General features: G+C 40.5%; 9 protein-coding genes. 2 read left to right on the forward strand and 7 right to left on the reverse strand.

Annotation, left to right across the window (positions count from 1 at the left end; genetic code table 11):
- Positions 1–98: 98 nt before the first annotated feature.
- From AC4PL9_RS11420 to AC4PL9_RS11440, 5 genes are all read right to left on the reverse strand, one after another.
- Entirely contained in the window at positions 99–2,012 is a 1,914-nt protein-coding gene (locus AC4PL9_RS11420; protein ID WP_491604883.1) for an OmpA family protein, read from the reverse strand.
- Between the two features lie 21 nt (positions 2,013–2,033).
- A complete protein-coding gene (locus tag AC4PL9_RS11425; protein WP_491604884.1) occupies positions 2,034–2,966 on the reverse strand; it encodes a PorP/SprF family type IX secretion system membrane protein in 933 nt (310 codons plus the stop codon).
- A 25-nt stretch (positions 2,967–2,991) separates the two neighbouring features.
- Complete coding sequence (locus tag AC4PL9_RS11430) at positions 2,992–6,774, reverse strand: Ig-like domain-containing protein (RefSeq protein WP_491604885.1); 3,783 nt, start codon at positions 6,772–6,774, stop codon at positions 2,992–2,994.
- A gap of 379 nt (positions 6,775–7,153) precedes the next feature.
- A complete protein-coding gene (locus tag AC4PL9_RS11435) occupies positions 7,154–7,873 on the reverse strand; it encodes a 3-oxoacyl-ACP reductase family protein (RefSeq protein ID WP_491604886.1) in 720 nt (239 codons plus the stop codon).
- Entirely contained in the window at positions 7,852–8,754 is a 903-nt protein-coding gene (locus tag AC4PL9_RS11440; RefSeq protein ID WP_491604887.1) for a GNAT family N-acetyltransferase, read from the reverse strand. Before AC4PL9_RS11440 ends, AC4PL9_RS11435 begins: the two co-directional genes overlap by 22 nt.
- 124 nt (positions 8,755–8,878) lie before the next feature.
- Between AC4PL9_RS11440 and AC4PL9_RS11445 the strand changes: the two genes are divergently transcribed.
- The gene (locus tag AC4PL9_RS11445) at positions 8,879–9,757 is read left to right on the forward strand and encodes a hypothetical protein (protein WP_491604888.1); all 879 of its coding nucleotides are present in this window, start codon (positions 8,879–8,881) and stop codon (positions 9,755–9,757) included.
- Here AC4PL9_RS11445 and AC4PL9_RS11450 read toward each other — a convergent pair.
- Entirely contained in the window at positions 9,747–10,457 is a 711-nt protein-coding gene (locus tag AC4PL9_RS11450) for a hypothetical protein (protein ID WP_491604889.1), read from the reverse strand. The two genes, AC4PL9_RS11445 and AC4PL9_RS11450, sit on opposite strands and share 11 nt — an antisense overlap.
- Before the next feature lie 118 nt (positions 10,458–10,575).
- Here AC4PL9_RS11450 and AC4PL9_RS11455 point away from each other — a divergent pair, with 118 nt between their 5' ends.
- Complete coding sequence (locus AC4PL9_RS11455; protein WP_491604890.1) at positions 10,576–11,847, forward strand: DEAD/DEAH box helicase; 1,272 nt, start codon at positions 10,576–10,578, stop codon at positions 11,845–11,847.
- Between the two features lie 126 nt (positions 11,848–11,973).
- Here the strand turns inward: AC4PL9_RS11455 and AC4PL9_RS11460 are convergent, their stop codons facing one another.
- Positions 11,974–12,477, reverse strand: coding sequence for a YegJ family protein (locus AC4PL9_RS11460; RefSeq protein ID WP_491604891.1), 504 nt, complete (start codon positions 12,475–12,477; stop codon positions 11,974–11,976).
- Between the last annotated feature and the right edge of the window lie 171 nt (positions 12,478–12,648).

The following is a 12,648-nucleotide window of genomic DNA, read 5'->3' on the forward strand; positions in this document are numbered from 1 at the left end:
CATTTTTCACTTTACTTACACAAGTACAATAGTTGCGATATACATAAAAGGGCAGCCTTTACCGGCCGCCCTTTTTCCCACAATCAACTTACACAACACTATTTACTAATTACTATAAAGTCAGATCTACGGTTTACAAAATGATCTTCTTCCGAGCACTTTACTCCGTTACGGCACTTATTTTTCAGGCGTGTTTCTCCATAACCGGTAGCACTTTCGATACGATCCGGATCTACTCCCTGAGAAATCAGGTAATCCATTGTTGATTTCGCTCTGTTATCAGAGAGCTTGAGGTTATAGCTATCTGATCCTCTTGCATCTGTGTGAGACTCAATCTTAATTTTTACGTTCGGGAATTTCTCCATTGCGAACAAAATTTTATTGAGTTCCGTTTCTGCCTGGGGTGTTATATCCCATTTATTGTACTCAAAGTAGATCGGATCCACTTTGATCTTTTCCATATCTCCGTCTTTTTCAACAAGCGAAGAATAACTGGTCAGTCGTACATCATTGTCTTTTGATTCTCCGGCTTTCTCCGGTGTGGAAATCGCAACTGTCTCCGTACTATACTCCGGTTTACTAAATACAGCTTTAAACTGACTATTACAAGGCAACGAAACCTCAAAGTTCCCTTCATCGTCCGATTCAAATTCGGCAATCAGGTCATTGAAGGCATCATACACTTTTACCTTTGCTCCCGGAACCGGGACATCACTCCCTTTTGTAAGAACCAATCCACTGTAATCTATGAATTGTTCGACGATTTTCATATCGTACCAATAGATGTCATCATTTCCGTTCCCTCCTACACGGTCAGAGCTAAGATACCCCGTACGGTCATTCAACCGGATAAAAGCAAAGTCATCCCGGTTACTATTGATCGGCTCTCCCAAATTTTCAGGAATGGAAAAATTAGTAGTACCTGCCATTTTAGACCAGAAGATATCCAATCCTCCAAAGCCATAATGAGCATCAGAAGAGAAAAACAAAGTGTCTCCCGATAAGCTGGGAAATAATTCAACGCCCGGAGTATTGATCATTTCCCCCAAATTAATTGGTGTCCCTGTACTTCCATCATTGAATAGCTCTGCTACATAAATATCACTCTGTCCGAACCCGCCCGGCATATCCGAAGCAAAGAAAAGTAACTTCCCGTCCTGACTTACAAACGGATGCGAACAATTGTAATTTTTACTATTGAATTCCAAAGGAGCAATCTCTGTCAGTTGATCTCCCATAACTTTTCCCTTCATAATCATCACATTCGACACCTCCCCGTTATCTGCATCCAACTTTTCTTTCTTTGTCAGGAAATTACGAGAGAAAAATATATACCCGGACGATTCGCTGAATGTTAATGTAGCGTCATGATAATCTGAGTTTACTTCCAACATAAACTCTTTCGGATTACTCAACTGCCCATTATTACTGTTTCTTGTCGCTATGTACAAATTCAGATATGCCTCTCCTTCTCCGGTTGTTTTTCCTTCAGGGTTTCTGGCAGATGCAAAAACAGCTTCATTTCTGAAAAGTGCTACTCCAAAATCAGCTTTATCACTATTCACACTCAGATTAACGACATTATTGTACTCTGTCTCCAGTGAGTCCAGTTGATTTCGCTGGAAGCCCATCATTTTTATTCGCTTCTGATTTCCCGAATAATAAGATTTCAGCTGTTCATCTGCACGTTCATTATCTCCGGCAGCTTTCATACAACTAATCATTCGAATGAATAGTTTTTCCTCCAAACCATTTCCATACATCGAATACAACTGACTGTAGTACTTTCTGGCATTGGAGTAATCTTTGACCATATAATAGCTGTTCGCCAAATTAATCAACACCTTGCCATCAGGACTCCTCTTTTTTAATTTGGAAATATATTTTTCGTACCCGGAAATAGCCTTGTCATAATTCAGCATGGCATATTCTTTATCCGCCTGACCATAATCCTGGGCTTTTATCAGAACTGGTACGAATAGAAAAATCAATGTGTAAATTAAACCTTTCATAATGTAATCTTTGTATTAGTTCTAAAAAAATCTGGGTGATCGTGCTCCTGCTTCTTTACCAAACAAATTATAACGCAATATGATATCATGCGAGCCTGAATTATATCCTCTCAGTTTTGTCAGGTTAATATCATACGAGTACCCAAGAAATAACATTTTCTTAAATGTGTATCCCAATAATAACGCCATAGCATCATGATAGCGGTACCCCAATCCAACTGTAAACTGCTCTTTAAACATAGCATTCAGAGACGCATCAATGGTAAGAGGCGCTCCTTTCACCATTTTAGCAAGAATAGCCGGTTTCAATTTGACATTTTCTCCTACCCGAAATACATATCCTGCTATAGCATACCAATGTACCCTGTTATCTATGGAAGCCTCATTCCAGTCGCCGTATTTATCTCTTTGAATAAAAGTAGGGGAAGACACACCAAAATACCAGTTATCAGCATACAGGTACACGCCCGCTCCAATTACAGGTCTCACCCGATTCCGGATATTATTTTGCATCATCGCATCATCATTCTGATTTTGCGCCTGTCCTTTCGACCAATCGACACTAATAAAATCCATACCTCCGTTCAGTCCCACTGAAAGTCTCAACTTTTCATTCAATGGAATACGAGCCGATACCGCTGCTGTAAGAAATGCCTGATTGGACGGGCCAATCCTGTCATTAATAAAGTTCAGTCCCAAACCAAGTATGTTACCTACAGCTCCGTTTACTCCTACATTTTGAGTACGTGGGGCTCCATCAAGCCCCACCCACTGCGAACGGTGAATAAACAGTGCATCCAACTTACTTCCTGTTCCGGCATAAGCGGGATTTACCATCATAGTATTATACATATATTGTGTAAACTGAACCTGCTGTTGTGCCTTAATTCCCCAACTCCAAAATAGTGAGAGCATGCAGGCACTTAAAAACTGTCTGTATATTGTCTTTTTCATAACGAATATCTTTTGTCTGTTTGTACTATCTCAGGATATAAATCCATCCTGAAGTTTCGAACTCTTCATCTTCTACCTTCAACAGATAATAATAGGTACCGGCTGGTAGTGGTTCTCCTTTGCCAACAACACCTCCGACATTCGCTACTCCTCCCCAATCATTCTCGTACCCTTCAACGGAATACACTTTATTTCCGTAGCGGTTAAAGATGATAATTGAGTTATTCGGGAACTGCTCTATACAATCCACATAAAGTACATCATTCACCCCGTCTCCATTCGGAGAAATTTCGTTGTAAACTGTCAGACAGCTTGGCTCTACAATAACTTCGGAACTATTATTATCCGGATCTGTATCATCAATGGTTCCATTGGGAACAATAGATGCAATGTTGCTGTAATCTCCTGTTGCATTAACAGTAACTGTTATCAGCAAGACAGCTGTCTCCGCTGCCCCCAGGTTTTCGATTGTCCAGATACCGCTTACCACATCATAACTCCCGTGAGTAGCTTCATCTTCAACGTACGTAAATCCACTCTGAATAACTTCATTCACCTCTATTTCAGAAAATTCATCCTGACCGGTATTGGTCACTGTGATCGTAAACACAATTTCATCTCCGATAAAAGGATTCAGGTTACTCACTGTTTTTTCTACTTCAAGATCCGAACAAATAACCGAGGAAGCTACGGCAGCTTCTTCCATCCTCATTGTACAACCGGTTCCGGTTCCATATCCGACTTCAATTGTTGTTACAGGTGCATTTTCCCAAACCACCCAAACGCTATGATCCGATGATGTTCCACCGGCTACTATTGTTCCACCAACAACACTCCAGTCATAATTATCCATTCCGGCAGGAGCTGAGTATTCAATCGTATCTGTAATACAGATGCCATTTAACTGCCCTGTTACCTCTGCCCCATACATATCTTCAATCATAATGGTTACTGCCAGAGAATCGTTACTGTGACAATGTGCACTTGAAGTCACTCCGTAATACGTTGCTCCATTATGTAGTTCACTTGTCTCTGTCATATGATTTCCTTCAGCATCATACCAATTGACATTGGTTTCGTTGACTTCAATATCTGCGGCAATCGGATTAGATGCCGTACAAAAACTCTGTGTTGTTTCTGAAGCTGTTGGAGCAGGAAGATTTTCAATAGCTATTGTTACTTCAAGCCGGGAAGTGCTTTCACATGAGTTCCCTACCTGTGCAGCATAATAAATATCCCCATGTGTAAGTGGTGTGGAAGGATCAACAACCGAACCTCCTGTAGGAGCGTCATACCATACAATATTTGTTTCATTAACATGGATATCTGCTACAGTTAGCACAGCAGAACCATTATCCGGAGCGCAGAACACCTGATTTTCCTCATCCGTTGTTGGTGCTGCCACCTGCTCAAAAGTCACGAATATTTCCAGTTGATCTGTACTTTCACAATTAGGACTCACTAAAGCCGCGTAATAACTGGTATTATCTGTAAGTGGTGTACCCGGAGCAATAGGATTTCCTCCTCCATCATACCACACCAATGTTGTTTCATTTACAAGGATATCTTCTATTGTCGGATTGTCTGCTATACAAAACTCCTGCTGTGTGGCATCTGTTGTCGGAGCCGGAAGATCGGATACTGAAACTGTAATCATTAATGTATCCGAACTTTCGCAAGCGGCTCCTTGTTCTGTGGCAAAATAGGTTTCTCCATCCGAAAGACTCGTTGATGGGAGCAATGCATTTCCGTTTCCATCATACCAGTTAATAGAAGTACCGGTTACAATCAAGTCTGCAATTGTAGCATTATCCAACGCACAAAAATGCTGCTGCGGATCAGTTGTAACCGGTACCGGTTCATCCTGAATCACCACTCCAATTTCCAAACGCTGAGAAGACTCACATACTCCTCCTAACCAGCTTGCATAGTAGTTCGTTCCATTTTGCAGTAAGGTTCCGGATGTAAGTAAATTTCCTCCGACCGGAGCGTCATACCAATTAAGCGGGGATTCATTCACCTGTAAATCCATAATAGTGGCCATTTCTTCGGCACAGAATGACTGTGTTAGCTGAGTTGTTGTAGGAGCCGGTTCATCAATGATCGTAATCGTAACCGAAGCATATTCTCCGGGGGAACTCCAACATCCGGTAACCGTGTCCTGCACAGCAACATATAGTGTAAAAGGAGAATCAGCCGTTGTCAACCCGGAGATAGATATTGAGTCACTATGCGGGATGATAAATGTATGATTTCCTGTCTGCTGACCTGAAACAACAGGCGTGGTTCCATCTGGGGTAAGATACCACTGAAAATTTACTCCTGAAGTACTCGAAGCTCCCAGATCTACAACATCTGCCGCACAGTATTGCGGATCTACGGGAACAGAAATATTCGAAGGATCGGGTCCCTGCATTACTTTTACACCAACCGGAATCCGAAGCGATTCACCCGGACAGCCCGGAACTCCAGATGCTACGTAGAAAGTGGTATCCGAATACAACAATCCTGTTGTAAAAGGCACACCTGATCCTGTAATCGCAATAGGTGTTGTCCCGGTACTATCATCATACCATCTGATTTCATCTGACGGATTAACTGCATCGGATACCAGATTTGCTACTGTTCCTGTACAAATTATCGTGTCGGAACTATTCACATTGAAGATCGGAGACTGAGAAATTTTATACACTTCAAACACATCCAGTGTTTGTGCTACTGCCACACTCAGGACACCGTTTAATGTGACCACAATTCTATCTATCGGGGCATTAGGTGAAATGTATAACGTCGCTGGCTGACCACTTTGCATAGCTGCAATATCAGCCGGTGTTGCCAAGTCAGTCAACTGATCCGTTGTAACGAGGTTGGTTCCGTTTCTTGTACTGATCTCTATTCCCTCTCCCAGTGTAATCGCTAAAACGGCAGGGTCTACTCCCAGCCTCACTGCGAACATATCTGTAGATTGTGAAACGCCTTCAAAATATACTCGTTGCGTAATATTTGAGGCTACTCCCACAACTCCCAACGAAAGTGTTGAATGCGACATCAAATTTCCATCAATTGCTCTTTCCAAATCGTTTACACCTCCTCCGAGGTTTAAAACCTCCAGTGAAATACCTGCTGCGTCATAAGAAGTAAACTGAGGCTGAATACAGCTCGCTCCCTGAACAACATAATACGGGTCCCAGACTTTCATATGCTTTTTCACTCCCAATCCTATCAGACTACCTACATGGTTACTGATTCTGATACTCTGATAGGGTTGACCGGGCGTAATAGCCAGATACGTGTGATTATTTGCATCTAAAACCACCTTCAGTTGTTCTCCTGAAAAGCTTACCGGATTCGTCGAATTTCCGGATAATACAACTGTTGCACCATTCTTCGCCTCAACAGAGAACTCCTGATTTCCGATCAGTGCTACTCCACCTACTGTTGACAATAAGTCTCCTAGCGTCCCTCCTAATAGACTTGACAGGATATCATCATCTGTTTCGATACGTACAAAAGTTGTTTGATTTGCCGGAACAAGTGCAGGAAACTCCATTTCGATATCTGATGAGTATCCTCCGATTCCAATAATAACTCCTGAGCTTGCTTCGAGTTCGGAATAGGTAGCCGGATTAGCGTCTACACTGTGTCCTGAACTGGTTACATAAGATTCAGAAATAATAGTTGTTGCATACTGCTGCTGGGATTTCAGCAAATTGGTTATTCCCAGAAATAATAAGGTAATACATATACCGGGTGTCAATCGTTTTTTTAACCAACCCGATATGTCTGGTTTAAAGTTAGCTTCTTTCATAATTCAGTTGCGTTGTGTCTTGTGAAAAAAAAATCACTTCTGACTGTTTAATAATCGGTCTATTAGATTTTTTCTCCTTCTGAGTTTAAAGCTTAGTCAGGGCTACTCAAAAAGATCAGGTAAATCACAAAACTATGGAGGAATACATGAGGAATATATCCTCAAAGGTATTTGTGTAAAGGTTTCCATACGTAAGGTAGTTTAGCTTGTAGGTACTAGAACCTAAAAAGCAGTTATTGAGCAATTTAAGTTTTTTTTCAATTCAATCAAAATATTTACCCCTATTTTTACGTTAGGTCGGGGTTATCTCATTTTGATTTCATCTGATTTTTCAGCGAAAATGTAGTAAATAAGATTAAGATGGTTTCGCTTACCTCTATTAGTGTAAGCCTCCGTTCAGGTTGAGTGTTTGTCCTGTGTAATAGTCTGCTCCATCAGAAAGCAAAAATTCTACTGCCGCTGTAATAACATCTGTAGTCCCCAGACGTTTTAGGGGTATTTGTTTCTTAATCTCTTCCTGTAATTCTTCCGATACACCTGTAATCATTCCCGTATCCATATACCCCAGAGCCATGCTGTTAACAGTAATACCGAATACAGCCAATTCTTTTGCCATTGTTTTTGTCAAACCGAATAAGCCTGATTTTGATGCCGCATAAGCTGATGTACCAATAAATCCAGTCTGCCCGACAACTGATGACACATTAATAATTCTTCCCCATCCGTTAGAACGCATCACCGGAATTGCTTTCTGAGAAAGTAGAAAAGGTGCTGTGAGGTTGATTAGAATTGATTCGCTCCAATCTTCCTCATCTAATTTCCATGACATTCCGTTTCGCGATATTCCGGCATTATTAATCAGGATATCTATTCTGCCATAAACAGCAAGAACAGCATCCATCATTGCCGATATTTGTTCTGGATCTCTCAGATCCGCCTGAAAGTAGTGCACATCCTCCCCTTCCTGAACACTGTCTATCGCATGTTCGTTGTAATGTAATGCTAACCGGTATCCTTTTTCGGCCAGAAATACAGACAATGCAGCTCCTACTCCACCGGAAGCTCCTGTTAGCACAACTACTTTCTTATCTTTTTCCATGTATTACGAACGTTACGAACAGCTCTGAACCAGAAAGGAGAAGTAGACCACTCTTCCAATCTATATTGTATGTCCTGTGCTCCAAAGTTTGTATTAAAACGACGAACGCCTTCTATCCTGGATCCTCCAAAGTCAAATATACACTTCTGATTTACGGCATTTTCAATGGCCTTGTCCATCAGCCAATACATAGCTCCCGACTTTTTGGCTCTTTCCCTGGCCGTACCTTTCAGGTACATTTTTCTATTATTTCGTGCCAGAACAATGATTCCTCCTACTAACTCACCACCGGAAACAGCTCCATAGTATTCCAAATCTCCTGTATCCGAGAATTTTTTAACCAAATCGGTAAATCGACTTTGCGCTGCCGGATTCCATGCACCCGTTTTTTCAGAAAGTTCATCCAGAATCAGACGAAAAAAATCTTCTTTCTCCAACTGAGACGTAAATTCAAGTGTACTGTTTTCTGCTTTCTTAATCATCCGACCAGCAAGCTTATTGTATGAACTTCTGAAGTTATCATCCGGAAGAATAGTTTGGTAAAGCATTTCCGAATCAGTTCTCTCTGTATCTTCAAGCGCAAAGTATCCTTCACTGAAATCGGCTCTCAAAACAGACCAAAAGCGATCTTTTTCCGATTGACTCCACTCGCCTAACCATTCACTTGCCCGATAAAAATCAGGTTGGTACACCCATCTGAATCCAAGTTTATAGCGGTAAGGAATAACGATTGCTCCTCTGTAATCATCAAGAATATAGACTCCCCAGTTTTCCGCAACTGCATCCAGGTATCTTCTGTCAGAAAAAAAGTGTTCTCCTTTCTCCCGTACCAGATCATCCCATTTTTCCCTGTCAATTCTATCTGATTCCAAAAATATCATGCGGATTCAAAATTAGAATAAATCCTTTGTATTTCCCAATCCCTCCAAATAAGAATGCCTTCTCTGATTTTTTGTAACCTTTCTCATTTTTTACTGTTATGCAATCAACAATCAATCCCATCCCATGAAAAATCTGATCGTTGCCATCTCAATAGTATTTCCAGTCTCTGCACTACCAGCACTTTCTCTAACGGAAGCGATCTCCGCTAAAAAGATCAATGTCGTTGTAACAAGTAACGGGCAGGGAGTCAATGACGGTTTACTGGACATCACAATTACCAACACCTCCTCTTCCTCTCTTGATATTGTAATTCCTCCAGGACAATTATTTATTTGTTCGGAAGATCCGCGACAAAATCTGATTATAGTACGAGAAGAATTGCTTGCAATACATCCCGGAAAACCAGTAACCCATCAGCTTATGAGTATGTGTGTTGAATCAGAAGATTTCAGCCCGGGAAATGCCATAGGTTATACTCCGGGAAAAGTTGCCACAGGCGGTTTACTTAAATGTTCTCAGTATATCAACACGAACAAAATCTTCAACCATTCCGGGCAGACGGCTATCTGGGTATTTTCCAACGATCATGATATTGCCTGGATTCAGACGAATAATGAGAATGAGAAGCAACTCCGAAAATATGTAGCTGAATTGAAAAACAGTTCAGATCCCTGGTATCAGACAACTCATATCAATACAGCTAACAATCAACTTACTGACCATTATAACCCAAAGCTTCCCAGTACTGAGGTTTATAATTGGTCGAGTGCAGAAATCAACGGAGATTTTGACTGGAGCATGTCAACATCTACCATTATTACATTTGCCATCTATGATGAATCAGGGAAAACACTCCGGACTTTCTTTTCCGATAAGTCATTTCCTCCCGGAGAGCTTTCCTTACGTTTTCATTACAAAGCTTCCCAAATTCCACGCGGGACTTATTACGCGCGAATGACCTCTGTAAATGGAGTAATTGCTGAAAAAAGTTTTAATTTTTAAAATTTATCAATTTACTTTTTGCTCCTTCAAGCTTACTTTTTCGTTCCTGTAAACGGGCTTTTTCTGCTGTATTTACTTTTTCTGCTGCCCCTTGCTGTTTTCTCAGGTCTTCGTTTTCGCGTTCCCTTTCTTTGATATCATCTTCCAGATCTCTTATTTTTTCTTTATTCTTTTCTATTGCTTTTTCATTTTTCTCAATAGACTTCGCAGTGGACTGAATGGTTTTCTCCAGTTCTCCTATCTCTTTATTGGTCTCTTCTATCAATTCATTATAGTACCCGGGAAGATAGCCCCGAAGAAATTCGTGCATCACTTCTTCCATATAGGCAAATGCTTTCGATTCTTCAACTGTCGTAAGGTATTTTCCTTCCGGATATTTCATCACAACAAACACTTCTGTACCTCCTGTAACTTCTTTGAAAATAAAATAAGCATTCACCAGAGAGTCCGACAGTTCTTTGACCATTGTTTCTTCAAACCTTCTTTCTTTCCAACTTCCTTTAAGCCGAATATCATGCTTATCTTTCAGAAAGGATTTAAACTCACCGGAAACCTCTTTTGCTTCTGGTTCCAGTTTAACATGTATTGCGTTCCGGAGTCCTTTCTCATGTGTATAGCTTCCTTTTTCGACAACAAACTCCTGTTGAGTGAACCCAGCTGTGCATACAATTATGAATAGAACTAACGTAATGTATTTCATCTTGTTTGATTTTTTGTTTTTAACAAAGTACTGATTTTTTCCGGGAAATAAAAGCACTATCTGCCCATTGATTATTAATTCATTTCAGGCGACTGGAAATTCATTATCTTTACAGCGTATGAAGTTTACAGAATTAGGTTTAAATCCCGAACTGCTTGAAGCAATTCATTATATGGGATTCGAAAATGCCACTCCGATACAGGAAAAATCAATTCCTGCCATTTTGCAAGGAAAAGATCTTATTGGTTGTGCGCAAACAGGGACAGGGAAGACAGCAGCTTTTGTTCTCCCCATCTTACATAAATTAGTCGGAAAAGAAGATTTATCTATCAATACACTGGTAATTGTTCCAACAAGGGAACTAGCTGTTCAGATCGAGCAGCAAATTCAGGGGTTGTCCTATTTTATCTCAGTTGGATCAAAAGCTATTTACGGAGGAGGAGACGGCAAAAACTGGAACGAGCAAAAAGCGGCATTACAGGAAGGCACGGATATCATCGTTGCTACTCCCGGTAAACTTCTTTCTCACCTGAAAATGGGGTATGTTGACTTTTCAAAAGTAGAACATCTGGTAATGGATGAAGCAGATCGTATGCTGGACATGGGCTTTAGCGATGACATTAACCAAATCATTTCTTATCTCCCCAAAAAGCGACAGAATATTTTGTTTAGTGCCACCATGCCTGACTCAATCCGTAAGCTTGCCAATACGTTACTACATGAACCGGAAGAGATTACTATATCTGTTTCAAAACCGGCAAAGGGAGTAACGCAACGTGTTTTCCTTACTTTTGATGAACAAAAACAAGGATTACTGAATTATCTTTTGAAAGAAAGAGAAAATTATAGCAGTATTATTCTCTTTACATCCAGTAAAAGTAAAGTTTCTGAGATTACCCGCGGACTACTAAGAAATGGATTCAAGGCGCGTGGCATTTCTTCCAATCTTGATCAGGAAGAACGAGAAGAGGTGCTGAGAGGTTTTCGCTCAAAACGCATCCGTATCATAGTGGCTACAGATGTCCTAAGTCGTGGAATTGACATCAAGGACATTAATCTCGTCATTAACTATGATGTCCCCTATGATGCGGAAGATTACGTCCACCGGGTAGGAAGGACTGCCAGAGCCAATACCAAAGGCGAGGCAATTACGCTTGTCAATCCAAAGGACATGATCCGAATGAATAAAATCGAACGTCTGATTGAAATGGATATAGAGCGATTCCCGATTCCGGAAGAATTAGGTCCTCAACCCGAGTGGAAACTCCCTTCCCGGAAAAAGAAACAAGGGAGTTCCAATCGATCCAAACCCAAAAACAATTCCGGCAACAGACAAAAGAAAAAAACGGAGGTCGTACTTAAAGATCCATCACAAAAAAAGGAGGATTAAGTAATTCCGCTAGTATCTGATAAAAAAATACAAGTTAATCATTTGGTAGCGTGAAATCCATGATTTTCTTGTATTATTTAACCATTGGATCACCAACTTCTTGTAGGTGCTGTTATGCAACGTTTTTTAGTCTTCAATGATGAGTCCATTTACGGCGTCAAATTGCTTTCTCTCAGTCTCTGTCATACGTTTTCTTAATAGTCGAATTGTAAAGCCCCCACATAACTTTTGATTGTCAATATACATCCAGTCGCTAATATTTTCGTTCACGATTTGAATTGTGTCTCCGATTTTTACGTCTGTAGTTGATTCGGGCAAATTGTCTACAACGCCATAATATTTATTGTCCTTGAGCGAAATGTTGCTTACCCAAATGTGTTCTCCGCCATTCGTAGTCTTGAATCGTGTTTTAAGTGCGAAGTATTTAAAGTCCGGGTTAGAACTCATTAATGCCGAGTTAAATTTATCAAGTGTCTGGTTGGCAGTAGTAATTGCTTCATTCATTTCAGTGTCGTTGTCAGTAACTGAATAAATTGTCGGCTCCCCTTCTCTCTCCGTTCTGGTCGTTTGATTATTATTACAACCAGCAAGTCCAATTAAAATGAATAATGTCGATATGTGTCGGTTCATAATGTCGTCTTAAAATGTTGTATCATGGTTTGTGAATAGGCAAAGACGCCTTATCAAATATAATATTTTTGGTGCTTTTGCTTATTTGGTGGTATTCATAGTCATTAAAAATACGTGATCCTGTTTGATTCAATTTTAAATAAATCGCCATTGATTTTTGTAATTTTTGAA

This window comes from Wandonia sp., from assembly GCF_984588085.1.